The organism is Bartonella sp. CE47NXGY (assembly GCF_042195415.1).
Classification (GTDB): Bacteria; Pseudomonadota; Alphaproteobacteria; order Rhizobiales; family Rhizobiaceae; genus Bartonella.
Genome location: NZ_JBHIOI010000012.1, coordinates 1 through 25,177 on the forward strand (window position 1 = coordinate 1; position 25,177 = coordinate 25,177).

A 25,177-nucleotide genomic window follows, 5' to 3' on the forward strand; every position below is an offset into this window, starting at 1 on the left:
ATGATTGATCATCTCAAATTGCGATTTTGAGCAGAAAAGAAAAAGAGGCTTTAAATGATCTTTGAAAGGCCTTTGAAAACCCTTTGAGAACCCCTTAAAAACTCTTTGAAAAAAATAAATTGGTACAAAACCTAGTGTCAAAATATACAAAACCTGCTGGCAAGCTACACAAGCTACAGGCAAGCTACAGGCAAGCTACAGCTACACTGCTGGCAAACTACAAACACAATAAAAAAGTAATGGTAGCGGAGGAGGGATTTGAACCCCCGACACAAGGATTATGATTCCTCTGCTCTAACCTACTGAGCTACTCCGCCAAAATAAGCAATCATAATTGTCAATAATTACATCTTTTGCGGATATAAGGGGTAGAATAGTAAGATGTCAAGCATCGTTTTTAAGCTTTTCTCTTGTCATTCTATTTTATCCTCGATATGTAAAAGTGTAATTTTCATATGATAAAGTAAGGTAAGGCATGAAAATGGTGCCACGTGTAGCGGTTTTAGGATGCGGTCATTGGGGTGAAAATCATATACGGACACTCCACTCTCTCGGGGCTTTAGCAGCAGTTTCTGATATTGATAATGATCGTGCTGCTAGTTTTGCAACACTGTATGGTGTAGAGGTTGTTACACCAGATGATCTTTTTACTCATCGAGATATTGATGCGCTGGTATTAGCGTTGCCGCCACAATTGCATACGCAAAATGTGCTCCGTGCTGTTAAAAATGGTAAAGATGTTTTGGTGGAAAAACCAATAGCCTTGAATGTTTCTGATGCTAAACGCCAAGTTCAGGAGGCTGAGGCCTATGAGCGAGTTTTTATGGTGGGCCATATTTTGCGTTTTCATCCAGCTTTTGAAAAAATGTGTGAATTGGTGAAAAACGGAGATGTGGGAGATGTGCGATATATTTATTCTCATAGATTAGGCTTTGGAAAATTTCACACACACAGTGATGCTTTATGGGATCTTGCCCCTCATGATCTTTCAATGATTTTGGCGTTGACAGGATGTGAACCTTCCGAAATTCGCGGTGAGGGGGCTGCTGTCGTTGATCAGATTTCTGATTTTTCTCATATTCATATGATTTTTCCAAATGGTGTGCGTAGTCATCTTTTTACTTCACGCTTGAGTTCTTATCGTGAGAGGCGTTTAACTGTTGTTGGAACAAAGGCTATACTCGTTTTTGATGATATGGAACCGTGGAGTCGTAAATTGGCAATGCACCATTTTGCCGTTTGGAAAGAAAATCAAGAGTGGGCTTTTAGCATGGATGAGCTGAATTACATTGATGTTTGTGAAGATTTGCCGCTTACTTGCGAATTACGGCATTTCCTTCATTGTATTGAAACGCGTCAATCACCTCGTACAAATGGTGATGATGCTGTTGCTGTTTTACGGATTTTAACAGCTGCTGATGTCAATTATGATAGATAAAAGAGATAGGTAGCGCTTTTGCATTCTTGTGATGATCAATGGAGTTAATATGCAATTCATCGACCTTGGGGCGCAGCGTGCGCGTATTGAAGATAAAATTAATTCTGCAATTGCGCATGTAGTCGCTAGTGGTAAGTATATTTTGGGGCCAAAAGTAACAGAATTTGAAGAGAAATTGGCAGAATATCTTGGCGTTAAACATGTGATTGCATGTGCTAATGGAACAGATGCTTTGAAGATGCCTCTTATGGCTAAAAATATTGGTCTAGGGGATGCTGTTTTTTGTCCTAGTTTTACATTTTCAGCAACGGCTGAAGTGGTTGCTTTGGTGGGGGCTGAACCTGTTTTTGTCGATGTTTTACCTGATACATTCAATATTGATGTTGAAAAACTTTCTCACGCTATCGAAATGGTAAAAAAAGAGGGACGTCTAAAGCCAAAGGCTATTATTGCCGTTGATTTATTTGGGCTTTCTGCTGACTATGTGCAAATTGCTCAAGTGGCTGCAAAGGAAAATCTTTTTGTAATTGAAGATGCTGCTCAATCTATGGGGGGGAGAAGCGATAATACTATGTGTGGTGCTTTTGGTGATGTGGCTGCTACAAGTTTTTATCCTGCAAAACCATTAGGATGTTATGGTGATGGAGGCGCTATGATGACCAATGATGATCATTTTGCAGAACTTTTACGCTCTATTTTGTTTCATGGTAAAGGTGAAACGCAATATGACAATGTACGTATTGGTATGAATTCGCGCCTAGATAGCATTCAGGCTGCAATTTTACTAGAAAAGTTTGCGATTTTTGAAGATGAAATGGAAAAGCGTGTAGAAATTGCTCAACGCTATTCCAATGGCTTAAGAGATATTGTTACAGTTCCAGAAATAGGAGAAAATATTCGTTCTGCTTATGCACAATATACGATTAAGGTAAAAGAACGGGATAAATTAAAAGATTTTTTACAAAAAAATTCTATCCCTACAATGATTTATTATAAAACTCCTTTACATCAACAGCCAGCTTATAAACACTTCCCTTATGTAAAAGATTCCCTTTCTGTTTCAGAGTCTTTAGGAGAGTGTGTTTTAAGTTTACCAATGCATCCTTACTTGACACAAACGGATCAGGATATGATTATCAAAAAAATAAGAGATTTTTATCACTCTTGAGAGCGTGTTTTTATCCTTAAAATTATGGTCAAAGCTTTATTGGTGATCCATCTTAGAAGGTATTTTTTGTTAGAGTGTGTGGCCAATGTTTTGGTATTATTTCCTTTCTAGGACCTATGAAATGTTGTCCTTTAGAGCGGTGATATGATTAGAAAGTGAAGCTTCTAGACAAGAAGATATTTTTTAACAGAACGGTATGGGCTAAGAAACTTTGTCCTTTAGCTTAGCAAAAAAGTCACGTTTAGTAAAAAGGATTTGGGTTATGAAAGTTACAATGAACCTTTGTTGATTTTACTCTTCATTTAAGGTGTTTTAAAAGATAACTTATTTAACAGGGCTTTTGGAGAGAAAAGTTATTTTTTGGCGAATACGTGATGCTAGGTCATTTTTGCTTTTGGATTTTTGAATCAATGTGTTGATGGGTGATGTATTCCCCTCTTGTAGCGCTATTTGAGCTGCCAATGTTGCTGCAAGTTCTTTTGTTTCTTCTCGGAGTTCTTCTAGCAATTGGTGGTTGGCGGTCGTGTCCAGCTCATGAGTTTGGATTTTTTGTAAGCGTTGCTGATAGTGTGCGACTTTTTCACGCATCATTTGTCTTTCCTTTGGAAGTGTATAGTGTGGCGATATTTTGTTTGATTGCTATCGCTTCTTTGGTGAGAGTATCTTTTGTGGGGAGGCATAGCCGATAAAATTGTTCTGTTACTTGGCTCAGTTGTATTTTTTGTTGGACATATTTTTTTTGCAAAAATTCGTACTTTTGTTGGTTGTTTGCTAATTCTACAGCATGTTGTGCACGAAGAAAATCGTGATTTGCTTCTATTTCCGCGAGTGATAATGGCATTTTCGCACAAACATCTTTATACGCAAAATGAACGGCTTTACGCCAAATAAAAGGAGATAAAAGCACCAGTAACCAGGAAGTGAAAGCAACTCCAAGTATAAAAAAAAGAAATGATTGAATAAGCATAATACCCCTTTTCAAATAAGAAACCGTTTAAAACGGATTCCATGTCGGTCTATGTGTTAATTTTAAATATCCTATATTGATACCAAGGCGTGCGCCGACTCCTGTACGTATTGGGATTAACAAGGTATTGTGGTATTTTAGGACATGAAAACCAACACCTGCAATTAAATAGGCCGAACCTGAAATACCACCATAGCGTCTCCATAAATTATTTATGCCATTAAGATTGTAAACTAAGATCATTAAACGGGAGCCTTGGCCGCCAAAATCCCATCCTACTGAGGGACCTTGCCAAAAAACTTTATGTTGACCATAGCTTTTGGTAAAAACCATTCCTTCGCCATAGGTTAATCCAGCAAAAAAGGCACCAGAAGCTTCTTCTCCTAAAATATAGGCATTGGGATAACCGTATTTTGAAAAAATATTTTGAATTGCAACAGCCAGACCACTGGCTGTTTTTCCAAAAAAAATATGACCAGAATCAATAATTTCTTGGAGTGAATAATGAGGTTCGTTTTGCTCTATTGGTTTTAGTCGAGCTTGTGTAGTGTTTATGGTGATGAATAAAAGGAAGATTAAAGATATAATATTTTTGTACCAGTATTTGAGCAGAGAGAGAGCCATGGAGTTTTCTCCTTTTATTAGTGATAAACAAAAAGATAATATTAGAATTTTCATTCTATTCAAATAAAAAATAAGATATAAGGTTATTTAAATTCTTGAATTTATTTCTGAATTTTTTAGCATGATTGTTAATGTTTCCTATTATGCATCAGATGTTAAGAGTTTTTCTTTAAAATAAAGTTTGTTTTTTTGAATCTAGGAGTTTTCAATCATTATGACGTTAGATATTTCTTTGAAGCCTATGGATCTTGCTGCTTTGCTTTGTAGTCGTATTTGCCATGATTTGATTTCACCTGTGGGGGCTATTCAAAATGCAATGGAGCTTTATGATGAAGGAGGAGCTGAAGAAGATGCTTTACAATTGGTGCGTTTATCCGTTGCGAGTGCTGCTGCACGTCTACAATTTGCGCGATTGGCTTTTGGTTTTGCTGGTGCAAGTGGAGGACAAATAGATACACGGACTGCAGAGCAGGTTGCTCAACAATATATGAAAGAAGAAAAAGCAACTTTAAAATGGCAAGCTTCTTCTTTATTGTTAGAAAAAGATGAAGTTAAACTTTTGCTTAATTTATTATTGATTGCAAACGCAACAGTTTCTCGTGGTGGTGAAATTGTTGTTATGATTTTGCAAGAAGAAAATAAACGTTCTTTTCGATTTGAGGTTTTCGGTAGAACTCTCCGTATACCCCCTCATTTTCTTGCGTTATTTCGTGGAGAAGTTCAAGAAGAGCTTATTGATGCACATGTCATCCAATTTTATTACACAATGTTACTTGCTCAGATGACAGAGATGAAAATAAATATTGATGAAAGTGATGGTTGTATTGTTTTAGAAAGTGTAAAAAAGCTTTGAATAAGAGAGAAGCGCTTAAGCTGTGTTGGGAAAAGTGGCTTCGATTGAACTTATGAGCGATAAGGTTATATGTGTAAATTGGGTGTGGTTACTTCTTAAGCTTTAAGCGCTTTCTATATGAGATTTTTAGTGTGCGAGTTCTCTACTTTTAACAGAGAAAAGATCTCGGGAAAAAATCTCGGCCCGCTACACTCCGAGATTTTACAATGTGCATGTTCACTGCTTAAGCGGTTTTTCGTACGTTCTCTTCAACTGGATCACGTAATACATAACCACGTCCCCAAACTGTATCAATGTAATTTACACTGGAAGAGACTGCTTCCAATTTTTTCCGCAATTTACAAATAAAAACATCGATAATCTTTAGTTCTGGTTCATCCATTCCACCATAGAGATGATTGAGAAACATTTCCTTGGTAAGGGTGGTACCTTTGCGTAAAGAGAGAAGCTCTAACATTTGGTATTCTTTACCGGTTAAGTGAACAGGGCGCCCTGCAACTTCGACAGTTTTTGTGTCAAGGTTAACGGTGAGATCTCCGGTAACAATAACCGATTGTGCATGTCCTTTTGAACGACGAACAACTGCATGGATACGTGCAATGAGCTCATCCTTATGAAAAGGCTTCGTCATATAGTCGTCTGCTCCAAAGCCAAAACCACGAACCTTGTCTTCAATGGCATTCATACCAGAAAGGATTAGGACAGGAGTTTTTATTTTTGCCAACCTTAGAGTCCGCAAGACATCATACCCTGACATGTCAGGCAAATTCAGATCAAGCAAAATGATATCATAATCATAGAGTTTTCCTAAATCGATACCTTCTTCACCCAGATCAGTGATATAAACATTAAAGTTAGCCGACTTTAACATCAACTCAATGCTTTGAGTAACTGCTCTATCATCTTCAATTAATAATACGCGCATTTTAGATCCCTCACTTTGCTCCTTCACGAATCATAAGGAGCATTTCTATTTTATATCAGTTAGCAAAACCACTGTTATAAAAACAATTCATTAAATCAAACACTTATAACAAAGCGTTTATGAACATTTCAGTAGTACGCGTAACAATCACTACTAAATTCCCCACTATCCATGATAGTGGTTAACAAAATATTTTTATTTTTGAAAGAGGCTACAAAATTATTTTAGAAAAATCCTATATTTTTTAACATAATAAAAAAGGAGGGCTTTTTCTATAAACTTTAACTTAAAAAAATTTGTAAAAGAGCTTTATAAATTACTTTTTTACAATTTCAGTGTTTATTTACTGAGCTTTAAACCTCTTCAGTTTATAATGGGGGAAAAGTTAAAGAAATAGTTATTGCTCTTTAAAGCAGATTGTATTTTCAGATGCTTTAATGCAAGGCAAAAATTATTATAATTTCAAGTTAATAGACTGTTTTTGTCGGATAGATATATAACTAAAAGATATTTATTGGGTGTGAATGCGAGTTTTGAGTTGGCGCAATCAAGGAGTAGTGAGTATGAAGCCACGAGAAAATATGGTGCGATTGAGGATGTTTCAAGTGCGTGGAAAGCGCCGTGAAATTGCACAGCTTGAGATGATGATCGCAGAATTTGAACGAATGGTGTTAGAGTTGGAAGCACAGATTACTCATGAAGAACGTAAATCTGGAAACAATGATGTTCACCATTTTGCTTATTCTGCTTTTGCGCGTGCAGCGCGGCAAAGACGTGATAATCTGATCAATTCAATTCGTGATTTAGAACTTCAAAAAACAAATGCTGAAATTGCTCTCCATGAAGCTAATACAGAGCTGCAACGTGCACAGCTTTTGGAAGCACGAGAAAAGAAGATTGCTGCGGATGATAAGGATATTTTGATTCAATCTAATTCAATGGTTGGCTAATTTAATGGCTGGATGATAAAAGCAATTATTGAAAAATCCATTCTTTCAGGTTTATCTTTTGGATATAGTATAAAACAGCCAAACTTTTATCAAGTTTGGCTGTTTTATAGATTGCTTTATGTTATTAATCAATGGCAACTTAATGCCTGTAGTGTTGAATCTTGGTCGTTCGTAATCCCGCTAAACCGTGTTCATCGATTAAACTTTGCCATGAAAGAAATTCTTCTACAGTCAAAGTATAACGGTGGCACGCTTCGTCAAGACTTAACAATCCACCTCTGACAGCCGCAACAACTTCAGCTTTGCGACGAATCACCCAGCGCCGTGTTGTTTGCGGCGGTAGGTCGGCAATTGTAAGCGGACTTCCATCTGGCCCAATAACATATTTCATTTGTGTTTTTATCAAGTTGCTCATTCGTATCCTCTACCTTTAGTCAAGGACTTGATTCGTTTATAGAGCATGAAATTTAAAAAAGAGCTAAAAGCGCTGAAAGAAAAAATTAATAAAGTGATTGGGTATGTAAAAAGAAGCTCAAGTTGAAGTGTGTAGAAGAGATTCTTGCAATATTTTACCGGATTTTTCAAAAGAGAAAAAAGGTTTTCTCCTAAACGATTACCATTATGCCTTATTTCCATCATTCTTTTTTTGTTTGCAGCAGCTTTTAAGAAAGTAATGCCTATGGTTGTGGAAAGGATAAAAAAATAATATAAAGACAATCAATCGTGTAAAAGTGCTAAAGAGCGTGCATCAGAATGTCAACATATGGCTAGCCATTAAACAGAGCATTAAATAGAGAATGAATACATGTTTTTAAACAGTCTTGATTTACCAGGACAACCTGAGGATTCTCGCATTGTTGTTGCAATGTCGGGGGGGGTTGATTCATCGGTTGTTGCAGGTCTTTTGAAAAAGGAAGGGTATAATGTTATTGGCATTACGTTGCAGCTTTATGATCATGGGGAAGCAACGCATCGGGTGGGGGCGTGTTGCGCAGGACAAGATATTGAGGATGCACGCCGCGTTGCAGAAACACTAGGAATACCGCATTATGTTCTTGATTATGAAAAGCGCTTTCGCGAAGCTGTTATTGATCCTTTTGCAGAAAGTTATGCTCATGGAGAGACCCCAGTACCATGTATTGCATGTAATCAAACGGTTAAGTTTGCTGATTTATTAACAACGGCACGCGAATTGGGAGCAGATGCTTTGGCTACGGGACATTATATTCGTTCGCGTTCCCACGGAGCGCATCGAGCACTCTTTCGTCCTCTCGATAATGATCGTGATCAGAGTTATTTTCTCTTTGCAACGACACAAGAACAGATTGATTATTTGCGTTTTCCACTTGGTGACCTTCCAAAAGCCCGCGTTCGTGAAATGGCAGCAGAAATGGGCTTTGTGGTTGCCAATAAGCATGATAGTCAGGATATTTGTTTTGTTCCACAAGGAAAATATTCAGATGTTATCGCAAAACTGCGTCCAGAAGCAGCTAATCCTGGCGTTATTGTCCATATTGATGGAAAGATTTTAGGTAAACATTCGGGAATTGTTAATTATACGGTTGGTCAACGTCGTGGTATTGGGGTATCAACGGGTGAAGCGCTTTATGTGGTTTATCTCGATGTGGAAAATGCACGTGTTATTGTTGGACCGCGTGAAATGTTAGAAACGCATAAGCTTTTTTTACGTGATGTGAATTGGCTTGGTGATGAGTCGTTAGATAATTTCCCTTCTCAAGGTATTGAGGTGGCTGTAAAGGTGCGTTCAACGCGTCCTCCTCACCTTGCGCGCTTACATTATAAAGAAGGTATTTTTTCCGTTGATTTATTGGAATGTGAAAATGGTGTGGCACCAGGGCAAGCTTGCGTTCTTTATGATGGAAATGGTCATGAGGCGCGTATTCTTGGGGGAGGATTTGTAACACATTCAGAACGTGCAGCCGATACTGAAATGATGTTGAAGCGCGTTTTATGTAATCTCGAAACAAAAGATTCTGTTTCCTCAGAACTAAAAACAACAGCTTTATAAAGCATAGTAAATTGATTTATAATGATATTTTTTAATCTTAAACTTGAATGAGAGACTTCCGGAAGATTTTCTCATTGAAAGTTTGTTTTATGATTGAATCCATCAAAATTATATCTTTTACACGTCATAAGCGGGGTTAGGGTGTGGAAAGTGATGATAAAGAAAATGTAAAAATGTTTTTTATCAATGCTTTCAAAGGCTAGGGAACGGCAATATTATTGGAGACTGATAGATAACATACAACATTGGGTATGTTTTATAACTTGAAGTGTTATCATCTTTAGTGGTCAAAGTTGGTAAAATGAGCAAGTGCAATACCTGAGGCTGTGGCAACATTAAGGCTGTCAAAACCGTCAGTCATGGGAATACGTAAGGTGTTTGATTGTTGTAGTATATGGGGTGGTAAGCCATCGCCTTCTGTTCCAAAAATAAGTGCCATTCTTTTGGTTTTGTTGGCTTGCTTGAGAGTGTGTGAGGCAGAAGGGGAGAGTGCATAAAGATGAAAGTTTTCATCGTTTAGAGCAGCTATAATGTCATCTATATCAGCGTTTTGCGTATAGGGTACTTTTAAAGCAGCGCCGGCAGACACTCTTATTGATTTGCGATAAAGTGGATCGCATGAGGTTTTGTCGACAATAATGCCATTACTGGCAAAGGCTGCTGCATTACGAAAAATTGATCCCATATTATCGTGATTCGAGATACCACATAAAACAAGAATCAAAGCTTTTTCTGGAAGATGTTGTAAAAAACTTTGTAAGGGTGGCAGTATTTTGCGTTTACCAATACCCAGAACACCACGATGAACATGGAAGCCGGTGATATTATCCATAACTTTTTGTGGAACGCAATAAATGGGACATAGAGGCTGTGTTTTTTCTAAAAGCGGTAGAAGTCCAGAGAGACGGTTTGCTACGATGAGCAGTGAGATGGCAGAAAACTCTTTCGAATGTAGTAATGCGGACAATGTTACTTTGCCTTCAGCAATAAATTGATGTTGCCGTCCAACAAGATCTTTTTCACGGATATTATGATAGGCTTTTAGGCGTGGATCATCTGTTTCATTGATTGTTATGATATTCAAATGCATGCGAGATTTTTAGTGCTTTTTTCTTATGATTTCCAGATGTTAGAATTTGTTTTATTTAAAAAGAAGAGATAAAAAAATATTTTTTAAAACTTATGGTAGAATTTATGTTGACAATATACAACCATAGGTATAATGTAAAAATACTGATACGGAATCATATATTTTTCTTGTATCGGGTGCAGTGTCTTGGGTCCCCGCTATTTCCCAAGTTCTGTATGCCCTTAATTTCTAAGGGAAAAGAATCTGGGTCCCCAATGCCCAGATTCTTTTTTTTGAGGGTAATCATTGTTATTCTTTTTATATCTAAATTTTTTAGTAAATCATATTTTAAAATCCAGTTGACCTGTAAAGTTACCGTAGAGTGCTAAGATATTTTTTCTAAGGTGCAAAGATGGCTTATAGATGGGTTATAATGCACATCATAAGACTGAAAAATAATGCATGATCATGATAGATTTGAGCAAAAACAAGTTTTTCGTTTATGAGAAGTGAGATGGCTTTAAGTTATTCAGAAAACGATTAATAATGAAGGTTATGTGTTTGATTGCTCTTGGGAAAACTCTTCTTTCTATTATTTTCTCTCTTCTTTATTTATTGGTGCTGTTCGTGTAACTGAGCAGTTTTTACGATAATAATGGTGAGCTGAGGCGTTTATTGTATGATGAAGCTTCTGTAATATTGAGGAAAGATCGTCGTTATGCCAAAAGTATAATGATATGGTTGAAAATATTAATTCCCTATTTCGTGAAGAAAAGGATGAGGTTCATGGATGTAAAAATCAATATACAAAGCTTAACTTTATACTCTATTTTTATTGCGTGTATTGTTTTTGCTTTGAAATATTGGGCATATCACATCACAGGTTCGGTTGCACTTTATTCTGATGCATTGGAATCAATCGTTAATATTCTTGCGTCATTAGCAGCATGGTGGGCTGTTAAAGTGAGTATGAAGCCAGCAGATCATGATCATCCCTTTGGGCATCATAAAGCGGAATATTTTTCCGCAATTCTTGAAGGGGTACTCATTATTATTGCGGCAATTGTTATTTTAAGAGAAGCATGGATAGCTCTTTCTACCGTTAAATTGTTGCAGAAGCCTGGAATATGGCTTGCTATTCATCTTATTGCAACTGTCATAAACTGTATGTGGGGAATGGTTCTTATTGGACAGGGAAAACTCCATCGCTCACCGGCTCTTAAAGCTGATGGAGTACATTTTATAACTGATGTTTTTACGTCGCTTGCAATTTTAATTGGTTTGATTGCTGGTTTTGTCGGAGGATGGGGAGCTTTAGATCCAATTTTAGCGATAATCGTTGCCGTTAATATTCTCTTACAGGGCTGGAAGGTGATTAGAAGTGCTGTTCAGGGATTAATGGATGTTGGCGTTGAATTGAATGAAAGCATGCGGATTCGGGAGCTGATTTCTGCAAATGCATCGGGTGCGCTTGAGGTCCATGATTTACGGACGCGTGTTGCTGGGAGGGTTACTTTTATAGAGTTTCATTTGGTTGTGCCTGCTGTAATGCAGGTAGGAGAAGCACATAAAATTTGTGATAAAATCGAAGCTGTTCTTCAAAAAGAATTTGATAATGTGCGTATTTCTATTCATGTCGAGCCTGAAGATGAGGCAAAATTGCCTCCCGGTACAACGGTGATCCCTTTTATATAAAAAGATTTTTTCAAATTGTCTGTTATGTTATAAGGGCTGTTTTTTTATGATGGGGTGATTCATACCTCTCGAAAATACAATGATGCTCTTTTGTTGATTTAATTTTTGCATCAATCAAGTATACAAGGTTAAACAGAGTATTTAAGGCAAGATTTATTCTATTTCGTTAAAACACTGTCATTTAAGGTGTGGTGAGATAAGGCATATAAAATTTGATCTATTAAGTGTTTTTAGAGTATGGAGTAAATATTCAAAATAGGACTTGCCGGTGTATTCTTTTGTAAGTGAATCTCATGAAATGGTTAGCAGCTTAAATCCATTTAAGAAAACGGATCGTTTACAGACTGTCGGGAGTAGATGTTTCGTTTCTTAGGGCGAAGAGGAGTGAAGCCTTCGTAATAAGTTTTAATGAGATTTAATTATAAATTTTATATAAAAGTTATGAATAGGGTTTTAAAGTTTGTGATCATAGATTAATCATCATTATTGTTGCTAATAAATGTGTTGTTTTATCGATACAATGTGTTCTGTTTAGAGTGTTCTTTATTGCATGAAGGATGGGGGACTCATTAAAAGATGAAAAAAAATAATGCTCATGTCTCTACTCTTTGAAGGATATTATTGTCGTTACTGTAGAAAATTGTAAAGCTGAACTAAAGAATGATGCTAAAGATAGAAACTGGTTTTTAATTGATGCCTTCATATTTTCATTCCAATCTGGCATCAAAATTTTACAAGGACTCGTACAGTTACTGGTGCATCCTAATCATAATATGCTGCTATATCAGGGCTATTTTAATTGATAGACAATAACAAAAAGCAAAGACTTTATAAGGAAAACAATGCTATAAAGTCAAAAATTTATATGCAATAAATTAGAGAGGTAGATTGAATTTTTATAAAATACTTTATGAAACAACACCAAACATATCTGGCTTTACTTTTACTTATTTTTACAAACGTTCGTTTGTGTTTTTTGCGTTATATTCGTAAAGATCAGATTAGCGGTAATCTAAAGATAACTCTTGGTTGAGAATATGAAAGGAAAGCGTGATACTATAATAGAGTCTTTTCTGTCTTTAATCTTTCAACCAGTAAAAGTGATTACAAATCCGTGATTTCTCCAAAAATGATTTTGTCATACCTATAAACAAAGTTAGATCAAAACGACTTTTTTCTCTTAAAACTGTAAACAAATATATTATATCCGTATAGCTTGAACGAAGTTAGATGTTTACCTGAATAACGACAGTATATATTTTAAGAATAGAGAAGATATTTCATATCGCTATGATGTTATTCAAGAGCTCTTAAAACAATGATTCCTGGTGTTTTTTCAACATAACTCATAAAAGGAGAATCAACGACTTTTTCGTTTTCTTTTCGTGAAGAAGCATTTCTTAACATTGGCCCTTTATCTGTCATGATAAAGAAGCCCACATGTGTTACATCCAATCCAGCAAGTTTCGTATAAATACCAATGAAATCACCAGACTGTAAACGACCTATAACCTCCTCATTAATAAAGTTACTTGGAATATACGTTATCGTGCGTTTCACAACTGGCAACCCAGGTAGATAGCTTTCACCATCAGCTTTTTTGTTGAGATATTTTTCTATTTTTACCGCATGGGGACTTATTTCAGCGGTAATATCAGTGGCGAGTTTATATTCTCTATAAGCCCAATCCGTAAAAAAATGTTTCCGATTTAAAAAATCAACATTACCGTTAATATAACGCGTTTTTATGACGTTATTTATGAATTCTGTTTGGGATGTTGATTTGCGCAATGCTTCAACATAATCCAGATAAGTGAAGCAATCTAAGCCTCTAAAGTCAATAATCAGTTTTTCTGGTGTATTTTCTGAGCCATGTAACATATTTGCTTGGTAAGGTGTCCCTAAAAAAGCTTCAGAAAGAAAGTCAATTAGTGCCCCTTTTTCCTGATAATTTGTTTCTGAACGTTTTTTGAGAAGAGTATTTAATTTATTTAGAGTATAGGGATCTAGGTTTACGTTGGTTGTTTGTTGTGTTTTTATTTTATTTTCTAAAATACTCTCTTGTGAATCAGAATCCTGAACATCACATCCTGTTACCAACATTAATATGAGAATTAATAGGGATATTTTTCGCATTTTATACACCATTTTTGAATTAAAAATTCATGACGAACTATTTCTAAAAGTGCTATTTTTTAAATGCTTATCATGATCATCGTTAGATTTAATGGTAGCATACAATCATTAAGAGTATCAATGAATATAAAGATAAAATAAGGTTCCACAAATTGCAAGCGATATGAATATTTTCTAAGATTATAGAATTAAAGAACTTTCTCTATAATATACTTATTTTTTAATCAAAATTATTGTCAAATAAATACTTTTAAAAATATGATGAGCTTTTTACGTTGTTAAGCTATTCTGGTGATGCTGCTTTAACCTTATAGCATATTCTGAGGGTAAGAAAATTTTTTAAGAGCTTATCTTTTAAAAGGTTTCAATTACTATAGTATATCTAACGTATCTGATGGAATTGAGATTCCTGAAAACGGTGGGATGAGAGGGGGAAACGATGTCTGATAAAATTCATCATAATGTCTCTAAAACTATTGGAAATACTTTGTGTTTCATGAAATTTTGTTCATGAGTTTGTCGCACAAATATTTTGTTCGTATAATGCAAAAAAATTTTTATTCTTTGACAATGAGATAGCAATTAAATATATACCAATTAAAACGTAATTTTATAGTTTTATCTTGACTCTTACTTAAATTTTTACTTTGTTATTATTTTGTATGTGAAAAGTATACGGTATAGAATACTTTTAAAAGGAAACGGGAGTTAAAAGAGAGCGGGGGAGTCATTGTATGCGTAAAATAGTGTGTATGTTATGCCAGACCAAATGCTCAATCCGAAATTTGTTCAGCGTGGGCTCGTTTTAGTGTTCATCACTTTATTGTTAGATATTCTTTGTATTGCGATCATTTGTCCTGTTTTGCCTGAATATTTTTCTCAATTAACTGGAAAAGAGGTCAGTACATCTTTTGTAGAAAGAGGAAAATTACTTGCAGCTTATTCAGTGATGCAGTTTTTGTTTGCTCCTGTTATTGGCAATCTCTCTGATCGTTATGGTCGTCGTCCTATTTTGCTTCTCTCTATTATTTGCTTTGCTCTTGATAATCTCATATGTGCTATAGCATGGAGCTATTCTATGTTATTTATCGGGCGTCTTTTGTCAGGGATAAGTGGCGCTAGTTTTGCAACTTGTACAGCTTATCTTGCGGATATATCTGATGATAAAACCCGTACACGCAATTTTGGTTTGTTAGGCATTGCATCCGCATTGGGGTTTATTTTAGGATCGTTTATTGGTGGTTTTTTAGGTCAGTTTGGTCCGCGTATTCCGTTTTATTTTGCTGTTGGTTTTTCACTCATTAATTTTATTTTTTCTTGGGTTATGCTTCCAGAAACCCTTTCTTTATGGAATAGGCGCTTTTTTGATATTAAGCGGGCAAATCCCTTAGGTGCTTTTTGGCACCTGAAACAATATCCGATGGTTCTTTGGGTGTTATTGGTCTTTTTTCTTTATTGGTTTGCGGAATCTGTATGGTTAAGCATTTGGGCTTTCATTGCAAAAGAACGCTATGATTGGAGTTCTTTTTCTATTGGACTCTCCTATAGTGTTTTTGGGATAGGCCAATTTATTGTAGTCGCTCTCATTTTGCCTTATTTTTCTAAACGATGGAGTGATTGGCATATTGTTATAGTGGGGCTTTTGTTTGCCTCTGTTGCTATGCTGGGCTATACATTCGCGACGCAGGGGTGGATGGTTTATATGGTTTGTATGTGTACAATGCTTGAATATCTTGTTCATGCACCTATACGTGCTATTGCTTCAGCGCAGGTACCGACAAATGTACAAGGAGAACTGCAAGGAGCGATGACATCTGTTATTTCGTTGAGTTTAACATTTGGTTCTGTTTTTTATGTGTTTCTTTTTGAATGTTTTACAGATAAAAATGCACTGTTTTATTTTTCTGGTGCTCCTTTTGTTGGAGGCTTTTTTCTTCTTGTTGTTGCGACAGTTATTTTTGTCTTGCGGGTACGTTAATTTGTTGAGAGGGGCTGGTACGTACTATTTTGCTAGAGAATGCACAAGATAAACAAAATGTATCATTTTATAGGCAGAAAGTTTTTTGTGATATTTGTTTCACAAAGTGTTGTATAGAATATCGATATATCCTTCTCATTTAGTGAAAATAATTTTTTTATTTTGTGATATTGTTTGTATAGGGGAGACCGTATTTTTTCTATTGCTTGCAAATTAATATCCAGTGCTAATGTAGCAGCATATTGAAAAAAAAAGATTAAAACGTATCTGAGTTAGATGTATCAGTATTGTATGAACAATTCCAAATTTTATATGGCAAATTGGAAGTAAAATATTGCTTATATTTGTTGGCATCATTTCTGGAATCGAAAGACAACCTCATTTTGGAAGAATATAACGTTGTAAAATTGAAAAGATGTTTTCTGTTTTGCGATTACTTTTTTATTCGACTTTACAGTTTTCAAAACCATCTACGGCAATATCTTTTAAAAAGTAGAGATTTGTTGCACTGTCTCACACTTTAATTTTTTTATTCTTTAGGAGGGATTATGTTTCTCATGCACAATAGAATGCTTAAAATTGTATTGTGAATCAAATGCTTATTTGAATATTAGGCACTTTACTCTTTTTAAAAATGGTTTTTATCGACCCACTTATCTTGCTTGGGGGGAGAAACCAATGATTTTGATGGATACGACCTTAAGAGGAGAGGAATGAGAAAAATTTAAGCTATTCAGAGCGCTCTTTTTAGTTTTAGAATGATCAATAAGAATATTTATTCAATAAGTTGTAGGTATAAAAATAATATAATTGTGCGTAGGAAGATGATATAATTTAAAGGAGAGAAGTTAAAAGGTGAGGCTTTTTATTTTAAGATATTTTTTTATAATTCATAATGAGATCACTAAAATGCTGAAAGAGGTAGTGGCTATCTTGTGGTCCAGGAGAAGCTTCGGGGTGATATTGAACAGAAAAAACAGGTTTTCCAATGATTCGAATACCACAGTTTGAACCATCAAAGAGAGAAATATGTGTTTCTTGAACATGTTGTGGTAAAGAGGAAGAATCTACGGCAAAACCGTGATTCATCGATACAATCTCAACTTTTCCAGTGTTAAGGTCTTTAACTGGGTGGTTGGCACCATGATGTCCTTGGTGCATTTTCACGGTCTTTGCACCAACCGTAAGAGCGAGAAGTTGATGACCAAGACATATTCCAAAAATTGGTAAATTATGATCAATTAATGTTTTGATTGTTGGAATGGCATATTGAGCCGTAGCTGCGGGGTCTCCTGGTCCATTAGAAAGAAAAACGCCATCAGGGTTTATTGCCAGAATTTCTTTTGCAGTTGTGTGAGCAGGCACAACAGTAATGCGTGCTTTTTGTGTTGCCATAAGGCGAAGAATATTACGTTTAATACCGTAGTCAATTGCAATGATATGAAGATTGTGCACATTGTTTGTACCGTATCCTTTATTCCAACTCCATGGTTTTTCATTCCATTGCATTGATGATTGAGATGTCACGTCTTTCGTAAGGTCAAGATTGACGAGACCTTGCCATTTTTGCGCACGTTTCTTTAAAGAAGGAATATCAAAGTTTCCATTAGCATCGTGTGCAATGACAGCATTTTGTGCACCTTTTTCACGAATAAGAATTGTGAGTGCACGTGTATCAATACCACAAAGTGCAATAATTTTACGCGTTTTAAGCCATTGATGAAGATTTTCATTGGATCGATAATTTGAGGGATGTGTAATGTCTGCTTTGAAAATAGCGCCAACAGCACCATGACAATTGAGAGGAGAGAGATCTTCAATATCTTCGCTATTTGCCCCTACATTTCCTATATGAGGAAAAGTAAAATTAACGATTTGTTGTGTGTATGACGGGTCTGTGAGGATTTCTTCATAGCCTGTGATGGCGGTGTTAAAACACACTTCAGCTTCAGCTATACCTGTAGCACCTGCTCCTTTGCCTTCAATAACGGTTCCATCTGCTAAGACTAAGAGGGCTGTCGGTTTTTTGATACTCCAAGGGTGGCTGGGTGAAGTCGCTTGTATCATAGTATGTATCCACAATTTATTCTCTGAAAGGTATAATGATCAACTTTACACAAAAATCATACCTTTAGCAGATGCTGTGTATATTATTCTGGTAACGTTTCGCTTGAAGTAGGCAGTATAAGTACATTCCATGAAGAGGTAAAGTCTTGTTTTAGCTTTTCGAAGATCGAGTCCTTAATTATTTTTTTATTCTCCATTGCAAGATGGATAAAGATTGGTTAAAAGGCATCTTCTTCTTGAACAAAAATTGGATAAATTTATGTTGCGTAACCAGATTGATGGGGCTCTTAGGGCTGCTTTGAAAGCGCAAGATAGTGCGCGTCTTGCTACACTTCGTTTAATGAATGCTGCAGTTAGGGATCGTGATATTCTTTATTATGATGAAGGGAAGCTAGAAGTGGATGATCAGCAGATACAGTCTGTTTTCACTAAAATGCTTAAACAGCGTGAAGAATTGATGCGAGCCTATAAAGAGTCTGGTTGCTTGGAATTGGCAGAGAGAGGACAAGCAGAAATAGAAGTTATTCGTGAATTTCTTCCCTATCAGCTTAAGGAGATGGAAGTAGAACAGGTTCTTTGTGAAGCTTTGGCACAAACAAAGGCAGAAAAATTACGCGATATCGGTAAGGTGATGGCATGGCTTAAGGAACGGTATGCGGGGCAAATGAATTTTTCTAAAGTGTGCAATAGTCTTCGTGAGAAATTGCAATAGATCTTGTTAATTCAAGGGGATTGGAAAATATTTTTTATTGTGCGTCGCCTTTGTAAGTCAGTAGGATGTTGATAAATATCATTTATTTTTTATATACATACTATTATCAAAAAAATATTTTTTTGATATCAACGAAATTTTTTTGGCTCTTATAGAGCAATAAACATTCTTTTAAGTATTATATTTTTCTGTTCTTCAAAGCTGTTAGACCATTAAAAAACAAAAAGGTTATAGAGTTTTTACTTTTTAAAAAAATCTATTATTCGCACTGTTAAAAATTTTTAAACAGGATGATTAAGTTAATTGATACAGATTTCCAATTTTGGGGAGTGTATTATTGTCTTTTTTGCTGTTTCAAAGCATTTGTTTGATAAAGAGTTACCGTATTTTAGAGTAGTGATTATTCAGCAAGAAATTTAAATATAGATGGTTTTATCAATATGGTGTGTATCTTTTTAATTCAAGTGCTGGTTTTAATGATAAGAAAATCAGAATTTTAGAACGTTTTTTCTAGGGAAGAGATTTTTTAAGCTGAGTTGATGAAATAAAAGGATATTTTGAAAAGAAATCTTTGTTTTTAATGTGTTCTTGAGATAATTTTGAAATTCTTTTCTCTGATTAAATCCCTTATAAGCTATATGAAATCTATAAGTTATGCAGAATAAAATGAGTAACCTCTATTTGTGGGGATACAGTGGTGAATCTGTTAAAAATAGTTCAGTTAGCAACAATGGCTTACCCGTTAACCGCAAACGGGAACGGCGTGCCCATAGCGCACCTTGTTGACCAATATGAATGTAATCGCGGGTTAATTTGTCATTGTTAAATAAATAATGTCCTAAAGGTACAGTTCCCAAATGCATCAAGGCTTGATTGTGTAGGAGGGTTTCTTGTGGAATTACAGTGCGTCCAAGGAGCCAAGGTTTATTATCTCCCATTAATATGACTTCGCGTAGCCAATAACGCGCATTTTCGGGGAGATGCTCTGCTTCTTCTGTTAATTTATCTCGCGTAATAAAACATTCGCGTTGTGGTTGAACTTGGAGGCAGGTACAATATTTCTTTAATCGAAGCGTCATTGAGCCCGATTCCATGAGCCAATCGCGAACATTTTCTGGTATTGGAGGATTTTGATCAGAGAACCACTTTAGAGGTGGTAAGATGGAATCTTCAAGATCAGACATCGTTTTACTCCACAGCTAAAGTCTTATTCCATATGTTATGTTGGGTTAAATAGATAGCTCTATTGTAATACAAGGAGTATAAAAGCAGCAAGATTTTAACAGGAAGATATCAAAGGGAAAATCGAAAGCAAAGGTCTTTAAAAGAAGATATGCAGGAAGTATATATTATAGGATTATTTTCATTTAAAAAAGCAAAATAAAGTATTATGTTTTGTTCAAGGCGCTTTCACAATGCATTACGGAAATTTCTTTATCGCATGAGAGCAATGGGAAAAATGTTTCGTGCTTTAAAATTCGTTTGTAACGCATATAAAGAAGAGCTAAAAATTCATCTATGCAAGATGATATAAAGAGGAAATTTTAAGAGGAACAAAACTTTATTTTATACTTTAGAAAGTGAAGAGATATTCAAATCTTTTGAATTGAGATGTAAAGGAGATCGTATTCTTTATAATAAAGAAGTTTATATTAATGCATATATTTTTGCAAACTCTAAAATATATTATATTATTAAAATTTTGAAATATTACATCACATAATGTTTATTAATTTTATAATAAATTTGCATTAATATTATTAATTTTTACTTATATATTTTTATTATTAAAAATAAATTTAAAAAAAACACATTATAATTTAATTTTTATATTTATTTTAGATACTATTTTCTTTCATAGATTAGAAAAAAATATTTATCATTTTATTCTTGCCGTCTCTCTTTATTTCTTAAGAATGTAAAAAAGCGCTTCGAGTTTTTCGGTAAAAAGGGTATTGTTGATAGAGTGTATAGGTGTTAAGCATTATACGGTAAAATCTTTAATCATCGTTAGTGATTTTTGTAACCTTATGAATTGTTATTACAGTGAGATATGCTGGATTTGCGCACGTGGTACAAAAATCAGTTCGTATTTTGTTAAAATAACGCAACATATCTCTCCTCTGATATGCGTAAGTTTATATAGGTATGAAATGGTGCGTTATAAAGTTCTTTACTGCATTTGGTTTTATAATACGGTGATGGTGTATGCCTAAAATCGCAGCTTAAGCATCTCACCATCATATCAAAATTGGTAACAACAAGTTACAGGGGAATATTTTAAACTCTGCTCGTTGTTTCCTAGTTTTGTATTGAATCCCAAAAGGTGTAAAAAATAAATACTCTATGATCGAATTTTTTGTCCTATCCATATAAGAATACAGGCTCCTATAAAACCTGAAATAAGATAGCCAAGCCAACCAGCAAAACTTACACCTAAAAGACTAAAAAGAAAGCTTGCTAGCGCAGCGCCAATAATCCCTAAGATAATATTTAACAATATTCCTGTTTGGCTTTTCATAATATACTGTGCAGCCCAACCTGCAATCCCGCCGATAATAATAGCTGCAATCCAACCTATGTTTGCATTTTCCATGATACCCTCCTTTGCCTGAATTTAAATTCTAACTAGAGTAAACTTTGTAAAAATCAAGGTTTATTCCTTTTTTAACCAGTGGAAAGGATATTTCTTTTAGATATTTTACTTATTACTTTCCTTTATATAAAAATAATATTCACATTTATATCATAATAATACTTAATAAGTATAAATATACAACATATTTTAATTTATAAATAAATTAATTAATTGATAAATATGAATAAAAGAAGAAAATATTAGTAGAAATGTTCTAAGAACTCATAAAGTGTATTTATAAGCTTTTTAAGCTCTCTCTTACATTAAAAAAACAATTGTGATTAAAGAAAGTAATAAGTAAAATGGATATTTAAAAGTTTGGAGCTTGCCAATTGATATCAATGATGTTTGAAATGAAAACTGTTTCGTTGACACGTTATAGCATGGCTGTATAGGTTGAACCTCTACCAATCTTGATATAAATGTTGCATTTTTGTGGGGTTTTGTATTTCTTATAGAGTATTTCTGTTTCGCTGCTACTGTGAAGCGGTTCCCTTTTTACAAGGCGGGTTTAGGTTGGAACTATCATACTCTTGACCTATTCTTTATGTGTTTAACAGTCTTGGCTCTGAGATGGTTAGGCATTTTTACGTCTTTCTTCAAGAATTCTATTCTACATGCTGCTTTGTTTGTAATGTGCAAGCAGATGACTTTGAGCAATTCATCATGTATAGATTTTAAATGAAAGAAACTTACGATGCAGAAAGCTCATTTAAATTGTCGAATAATAAGATATTATTGATTAGATCAATATCTTGACCATATTCAAAATTGAATAATCGATGTGATGTGTGTTTTATTCAAGTTATTTGAAAAGTTTAAGTTTTTTCTGCTTGTTCTTCAGCAGGGTTGCGTAGACGAGAACTTTGAAGAAGTCCCTGTTCTTCTAAAATGGGGTAGATCATTGAGGTCAAAAGAGAGTTGATTTGTTTGAGGTCGCGCACAGTGTCGAGATGAAGACTGGATGATTCTACATTTTTGAGATCCCCTTCACGCAGACGTTTAAAATGTTTTAAACTCATCTCTTTTTCTAAGTTTCGTAGTTGATCTTTTTTTTGTACCAATAGGTGTGCAGTGTGTGTATCACGTGAGACGAGAACGTTAAATGCTATATGCGCGTTGGCTAGTACAATGGCGTGGAAACGAAGGAGGTCACTCCAGCCCTCGCTGCTGAACTGTAAACCTTTTTGTTGTTTCTTTTTAACCAGCATCAACATATTATGAATAATGATATCGCCTGCTTGGTCTAATTTTATACAGGCACCTAGAAGTTCTTGCGTTTGAAGAGCTTCTTCGTCAGATAATTTTTGTCCCGCTAATCGTGCAAGATAAAGTTTGATGGCGATATGTTTTTTGTCCAATATGGTGTTGAGTTGGTTGAGTTCACGAATAATATTGGGATCAGGCTTTTCATAAAGTCCCATAATTTTTTCTAGCATGATGTCTACAAGATCACAAATATGAATGACTTCACGCATGACATTCGAGAGGGCGAGAGTTGGGCGATCAAGAACACTGTCATCAAGAGCTGTTTGATCGGATAAATTGAGCGTTTTATCGGTTTGCGTTTTTTTTGCACTGATATGAACAATTTGAGTGGTTAATTTTAAAACCCATTTTGAAAGCGGTATTCCAGCAAGGAGAATGAAAACATTAAAAATGATATGGGCGTTGATTACTTGAGTAGGGGCGTTATTGCCAAGCCATGTGATGGGAGGGTGAAAGGAGAGAAATAAGATAAGTATAAGGATTGACCCTGCCCCACGCATGAGTAAATTTCCTAAGGGAACGAGGCGGGTATTAGGAGAGGCGTTGCGCGTTAAAAGTGGTGCTATAAGAGAAGAGCCAAAGTTGACACCAAGAACCATGACAACACAGAGTTGCGTATGGATAAGATCGTAGTTGGCAAAATTGACCAGCAAAATGATTCCTGCAATGGATGAATGTAAGAGGTAGGTTAAGCCAGCAGCCAACAAAAAAGTGGAAATAGGATCGGTTGAAAGATAACGAATGATGCTAGGCAAAATTTCGCTTTCACGTAAAGGTTCTGTCGCGGTACTTATCATCTCTAAAGATAAAATCAAAAGACCAATACCGATGACAATACGTCCTATTTGACGCCATTCACGTTTTTCTGTTGTCATGAAGATACAAGTGCCAATTAAAAGACACAAGGGTACAACAAGAGTGAGGTCATAGGTGAGAATTTTTACAACGATTGCTGATCCTAATTCTCCTCCACGTACAGCCATAAGTCCTGCTACTCCAGAGACAAAACCAGATTCAACGAAAGAGCCAACGAGGAGTGTTATTGCTGTAGAGCTTTGTAAAATCATTGCTGTAAAAAGCCCAAAACTTACGGCAAACAATGGTTTTGAAACGACGTGGCACATTTTATATTTAAGTCTGTCACCATAGGCGCGTTCAACTCCTGTGCGCACCATGCGTGTGGCCCAGAGAAGTAAAGAAATAGCGCCGGCAAGATGAAGGAGTACCAATGAACCATTCATGATACTTTATTCTTTCTTTGTTGTTGTGAATGTGGTTGCCTCAAATTAATAAATTGAAGTTTATTGTTTTTATTTCACTTTTGCTTTTAATACTTGATTAAAATCATAACCGCTTGGATTTTGAAAAACCTTTAGACCGAAACAGGGCAGAATGGAATAAAGGTGATCAAAGATATCGCCTTGAATTTGTTCATAGTCGATCCAAACGGTGGTGTTCGTAAAGCAATAGATTTCTAAGGGTAAACCATTTTCTGTAGGAGGTAATTGCCGTGCCATGAGGGTCATATTAGGGTTGATGTTTAGATGCTGTTGTAGATAAGCAAAAACATAAGCACGAAAAGTTCCAATGTTGGTTAAACGGCGCGTATTGGCTAAGACATCATGATTTTTATCTAATTGAGCGTTCCATTGTTCGATTTCTTCTACTTTTTGCGTGAAATAACTTTCTAATAAATTAAATCGGGAAAGATATTTTTGTTCTTCTTTTGTGAGAAAATGGATACTTGATTGATCAATAAAAAGGGAGCGTTTGATGCGTCTGCCACCCGATTCTTGCATTCCACGCCAATTTTTAAAAGGGTCGGTCACAAGTTTACGGATAGGAACTGAGGTGATGGTGTTGTCGAAATTTTGAACTTTAACAGTATGCAAGGCAATTTCAATAACATCACCATCGGCACCGAGATTGGGGATTTCAATCCAATCCCCAACACGAACCATATCAGTGGATGAAATTTGAATACCGGCAACGAGAGAAAGAAGCGTATCTTGAAAAATTAACATGAGAACCGCGGCCATTGCACCAAGACCGGAGAAGAGAATAAGAGGGGAACGGTCAATCAATGTAGCGACCATTAAAATTGTTGCAACAGCAAAAAGTGCAATTTTAGCAATTTGAATATAACCTTTTATTGGTTTTAGTCGTGCTGTTGGTCGTTGTTCGTAAAGGATGTTAATGACATTGAGACAGGAAGAAATTGTCAGGACGACAAAGAAGATAATGAAGGCGTTGGCAACATTACTGATGACAGTGCTAAATGCATCGGGCAATGTTGAGATAAAATTAACACCAATTGAAAGAATAAAAGCTGAAATGATATCCGCTATGTATTGAATAGCATTATTAATATCGATCGTTGTATTTTTGGGGAGAAAAGAAGAGAGTTTTTTTGCTCCGTGAATAAGTAATTTTCGTCCTAGAAAGTTCACTAAAAGGGCAGCTATAGTAAGAATAACAAGCCAAGAAATAGCCTCTAACCACGGATATTGAGCAATAAATTCGATCACTTTTTATTCTCCATTTCTAAAAATATATGCAGTTGAGGGTTTAAAATTTTACAACTGCTTAAGAGGAAGTATTGGAATTATGCTCTAAAGTCGTTAAATATGCAAAAAAGAATTTTCAAACTCTGTGAGAG

Annotated in this window: 20 protein-coding genes and 1 tRNA gene; 8 read left to right on the forward strand and 13 right to left on the reverse strand. The window is 35.4% G+C overall.

Annotated elements, in window-relative coordinates:
• Nucleotides 1–240: 240 nt before the first annotated feature.
• Nucleotides 241–317, reverse strand: a tRNA-Met gene (locus ACFIL3_RS05175).
• A gap of 164 nt (nucleotides 318–481) precedes the next feature.
• Between ACFIL3_RS05175 and ACFIL3_RS05180 the strand changes: the two genes are divergently transcribed.
• Both ACFIL3_RS05180 and ACFIL3_RS05185 read left to right on the forward strand, forming a co-directional pair.
• Entirely contained in the window at nucleotides 482–1,438 is a 957-nt protein-coding gene (locus ACFIL3_RS05180; protein WP_375612035.1) for a Gfo/Idh/MocA family protein, read from the forward strand.
• A 49-nt stretch (nucleotides 1,439–1,487) separates the two neighbouring features.
• The gene (locus ACFIL3_RS05185) at nucleotides 1,488–2,606 is read left to right on the forward strand and encodes a DegT/DnrJ/EryC1/StrS family aminotransferase (RefSeq protein ID WP_375628772.1); all 1,119 of its coding nucleotides are present in this window, start codon (nucleotides 1,488–1,490) and stop codon (nucleotides 2,604–2,606) included.
• 324 nt (nucleotides 2,607–2,930) lie between these two features.
• Here the strand turns inward: ACFIL3_RS05185 and ACFIL3_RS05190 are convergent, their stop codons facing one another.
• From ACFIL3_RS05190 to ACFIL3_RS05200, 3 genes are read right to left on the reverse strand one after another with little or no spacing between them, the layout of a single operon-like run.
• Complete coding sequence (locus ACFIL3_RS05190) at nucleotides 2,931–3,197, reverse strand: hypothetical protein (protein WP_375611955.1); 267 nt, start codon at nucleotides 3,195–3,197, stop codon at nucleotides 2,931–2,933.
• Nucleotides 3,187–3,573 (reverse strand): hypothetical protein, encoded by a 387-nt coding sequence (locus ACFIL3_RS05195; RefSeq protein WP_375628774.1) that lies wholly within the window; start codon nucleotides 3,571–3,573, stop codon nucleotides 3,187–3,189. The genes ACFIL3_RS05190 and ACFIL3_RS05195 overlap by 11 nt, the downstream gene beginning before the upstream one ends.
• 27 nt (nucleotides 3,574–3,600) lie before the next feature.
• Nucleotides 3,601–4,197, reverse strand: coding sequence for a DUF1134 domain-containing protein (locus ACFIL3_RS05200; protein ID WP_375613340.1), 597 nt, complete (start codon nucleotides 4,195–4,197; stop codon nucleotides 3,601–3,603).
• Between the two features lie 214 nt (nucleotides 4,198–4,411).
• On the opposite strand from ACFIL3_RS05200, the gene chpT reads away from it, so the two are divergent.
• Entirely contained in the window at nucleotides 4,412–5,050 is a 639-nt protein-coding gene (gene chpT / locus ACFIL3_RS05205) for a histidine phosphotransferase ChpT (protein WP_375632317.1), read from the forward strand.
• A gap of 223 nt (nucleotides 5,051–5,273) precedes the next feature.
• Here the strand turns inward: chpT and ctrA are convergent, their stop codons facing one another.
• Nucleotides 5,274–5,975: a response regulator transcription factor CtrA gene (gene ctrA / locus ACFIL3_RS05210; RefSeq protein ID WP_273790819.1), complete on the reverse strand. Its 702-nt coding sequence runs from the start codon at nucleotides 5,973–5,975 to the stop codon at nucleotides 5,274–5,276.
• A 563-nt stretch (nucleotides 5,976–6,538) separates the two neighbouring features.
• On the opposite strand from ctrA, the gene ACFIL3_RS05215 reads away from it, so the two are divergent.
• Nucleotides 6,539–6,925: a flagellar export protein FliJ gene (locus ACFIL3_RS05215; RefSeq protein ID WP_375606932.1), complete on the forward strand. Its 387-nt coding sequence runs from the start codon at nucleotides 6,539–6,541 to the stop codon at nucleotides 6,923–6,925.
• 139 nt (nucleotides 6,926–7,064) lie between these two features.
• Here the strand turns inward: ACFIL3_RS05215 and ACFIL3_RS05220 are convergent, their stop codons facing one another.
• On the reverse strand, nucleotides 7,065–7,340 hold the full coding sequence (locus tag ACFIL3_RS05220; RefSeq protein ID WP_273790817.1) for a DUF1153 domain-containing protein: 276 nt from the start codon (nucleotides 7,338–7,340) through the stop codon (nucleotides 7,065–7,067).
• 390 nt (nucleotides 7,341–7,730) lie between these two features.
• Between ACFIL3_RS05220 and mnmA the strand changes: the two genes are divergently transcribed.
• Complete coding sequence (mnmA, locus tag ACFIL3_RS05225) at nucleotides 7,731–8,954, forward strand: tRNA 2-thiouridine(34) synthase MnmA (RefSeq protein ID WP_375628779.1); 1,224 nt, start codon at nucleotides 7,731–7,733, stop codon at nucleotides 8,952–8,954.
• A gap of 280 nt (nucleotides 8,955–9,234) precedes the next feature.
• Here mnmA and ACFIL3_RS05230 read toward each other — a convergent pair whose 3' ends face one another.
• Nucleotides 9,235–10,044 (reverse strand): TrmH family RNA methyltransferase, encoded by an 810-nt coding sequence (locus ACFIL3_RS05230; protein ID WP_375628781.1) that lies wholly within the window; start codon nucleotides 10,042–10,044, stop codon nucleotides 9,235–9,237.
• A gap of 765 nt (nucleotides 10,045–10,809) precedes the next feature.
• On the opposite strand from ACFIL3_RS05230, the gene ACFIL3_RS05235 reads away from it, so the two are divergent.
• Nucleotides 10,810–11,718, forward strand: a complete 909-nt coding sequence (locus ACFIL3_RS05235; RefSeq protein WP_375668332.1) for a cation diffusion facilitator family transporter — start codon at nucleotides 10,810–10,812, stop codon at nucleotides 11,716–11,718.
• Between the two features lie 1,296 nt (nucleotides 11,719–13,014).
• Here ACFIL3_RS05235 and ACFIL3_RS05240 read toward each other — a convergent pair.
• The gene (locus ACFIL3_RS05240) at nucleotides 13,015–13,854 is read right to left on the reverse strand and encodes a DUF1460 domain-containing protein (RefSeq protein ID WP_375668333.1); all 840 of its coding nucleotides are present in this window, start codon (nucleotides 13,852–13,854) and stop codon (nucleotides 13,015–13,017) included.
• Between the two features lie 757 nt (nucleotides 13,855–14,611).
• Between ACFIL3_RS05240 and ACFIL3_RS05245 the strand changes: the two genes are divergently transcribed.
• Nucleotides 14,612–15,832 carry an MFS transporter gene (locus ACFIL3_RS05245; protein ID WP_375681902.1) on the forward strand — a complete coding sequence of 407 codons (1,221 nt, stop codon included), beginning with the start codon at nucleotides 14,612–14,614 and terminating at the stop codon, nucleotides 15,830–15,832.
• A gap of 870 nt (nucleotides 15,833–16,702) precedes the next feature.
• Here the strand turns inward: ACFIL3_RS05245 and carA are convergent.
• Complete coding sequence (gene carA, locus ACFIL3_RS05250; RefSeq protein ID WP_375628787.1) at nucleotides 16,703–17,899, reverse strand: glutamine-hydrolyzing carbamoyl-phosphate synthase small subunit; 1,197 nt, start codon at nucleotides 17,897–17,899, stop codon at nucleotides 16,703–16,705.
• Between the two features lie 259 nt (nucleotides 17,900–18,158).
• On the opposite strand from carA, the gene ACFIL3_RS05255 reads away from it, so the two are divergent.
• Nucleotides 18,159–18,611 (forward strand): GatB/YqeY domain-containing protein, encoded by a 453-nt coding sequence (locus ACFIL3_RS05255; protein ID WP_375681903.1) that lies wholly within the window; start codon nucleotides 18,159–18,161, stop codon nucleotides 18,609–18,611.
• 677 nt (nucleotides 18,612–19,288) lie between these two features.
• Here ACFIL3_RS05255 and ubiC read toward each other — a convergent pair.
• From ubiC to ACFIL3_RS05275, 4 genes are all read right to left on the reverse strand, one after another.
• Complete coding sequence (gene ubiC / locus ACFIL3_RS05260) at nucleotides 19,289–19,795, reverse strand: chorismate lyase (protein ID WP_375611966.1); 507 nt, start codon at nucleotides 19,793–19,795, stop codon at nucleotides 19,289–19,291.
• 1,160 nt (nucleotides 19,796–20,955) lie between these two features.
• A complete protein-coding gene (locus tag ACFIL3_RS05265) occupies nucleotides 20,956–21,207 on the reverse strand; it encodes a GlsB/YeaQ/YmgE family stress response membrane protein (RefSeq protein WP_375611967.1) in 252 nt (83 codons plus the stop codon).
• 860 nt (nucleotides 21,208–22,067) lie between these two features.
• Nucleotides 22,068–23,759, reverse strand: coding sequence for a Na/Pi cotransporter family protein (locus ACFIL3_RS05270; protein WP_375681904.1), 1,692 nt, complete (start codon nucleotides 23,757–23,759; stop codon nucleotides 22,068–22,070).
• Between the two features lie 69 nt (nucleotides 23,760–23,828).
• The gene (locus ACFIL3_RS05275) at nucleotides 23,829–25,046 is read right to left on the reverse strand and encodes a mechanosensitive ion channel family protein (RefSeq protein WP_375638344.1); all 1,218 of its coding nucleotides are present in this window, start codon (nucleotides 25,044–25,046) and stop codon (nucleotides 23,829–23,831) included.
• Nucleotides 25,047–25,177 lie beyond the last annotated feature (131 nt).

Coding starts and splice junctions, on each gene's coding strand:
- carA (WP_375628787.1), bottom strand. CDS start 17,899: ATGATACAAGCGACTTCACCCAGCCACCCTTGGAGTATCAAAAAACCG.
- ctrA (WP_273790819.1), bottom strand. CDS start 5,975: ATGCGCGTATTATTAATTGAAGATGATAGAGCAGTTACTCAAAGCATT.
- ACFIL3_RS05185 (WP_375628772.1), top strand. CDS start 1,488: ATGCAATTCATCGACCTTGGGGCGCAGCGTGCGCGTATTGAAGATAAA.
- ACFIL3_RS05255 (WP_375681903.1), top strand. CDS start 18,159: ATGTTGCGTAACCAGATTGATGGGGCTCTTAGGGCTGCTTTGAAAGCG.
- mnmA (WP_375628779.1), top strand. CDS start 7,731: ATGTTTTTAAACAGTCTTGATTTACCAGGACAACCTGAGGATTCTCGC.
- ACFIL3_RS05180 (WP_375612035.1), top strand. CDS start 482: ATGGTGCCACGTGTAGCGGTTTTAGGATGCGGTCATTGGGGTGAAAAT.
- ACFIL3_RS05200 (WP_375613340.1), bottom strand. CDS start 4,197: ATGGCTCTCTCTCTGCTCAAATACTGGTACAAAAATATTATATCTTTA.
- ACFIL3_RS05235 (WP_375668332.1), top strand. CDS start 10,810: ATGGATGTAAAAATCAATATACAAAGCTTAACTTTATACTCTATTTTT.
- ACFIL3_RS05190 (WP_375611955.1), bottom strand. CDS start 3,197: ATGATGCGTGAAAAAGTCGCACACTATCAGCAACGCTTACAAAAAATC.
- ACFIL3_RS05270 (WP_375681904.1), bottom strand. CDS start 23,759: ATGAATGGTTCATTGGTACTCCTTCATCTTGCCGGCGCTATTTCTTTA.
- ACFIL3_RS05195 (WP_375628774.1), bottom strand. CDS start 3,573: ATGCTTATTCAATCATTTCTTTTTTTTATACTTGGAGTTGCTTTCACT.
- ACFIL3_RS05230 (WP_375628781.1), bottom strand. CDS start 10,044: ATGCATTTGAATATCATAACAATCAATGAAACAGATGATCCACGCCTA.
- ACFIL3_RS05240 (WP_375668333.1), bottom strand. CDS start 13,854: ATGCGAAAAATATCCCTATTAATTCTCATATTAATGTTGGTAACAGGA.
- chpT (WP_375632317.1), top strand. CDS start 4,412: ATGACGTTAGATATTTCTTTGAAGCCTATGGATCTTGCTGCTTTGCTT.
- ACFIL3_RS05220 (WP_273790817.1), bottom strand. CDS start 7,340: ATGAGCAACTTGATAAAAACACAAATGAAATATGTTATTGGGCCAGAT.
- ACFIL3_RS05245 (WP_375681902.1), top strand. CDS start 14,612: ATGCCAGACCAAATGCTCAATCCGAAATTTGTTCAGCGTGGGCTCGTT.
- ACFIL3_RS05265 (WP_375611967.1), bottom strand. CDS start 21,207: ATGGAAAATGCAAACATAGGTTGGATTGCAGCTATTATTATCGGCGGG.
- ACFIL3_RS05215 (WP_375606932.1), top strand. CDS start 6,539: ATGAAGCCACGAGAAAATATGGTGCGATTGAGGATGTTTCAAGTGCGT.
- ubiC (WP_375611966.1), bottom strand. CDS start 19,795: ATGTCTGATCTTGAAGATTCCATCTTACCACCTCTAAAGTGGTTCTCT.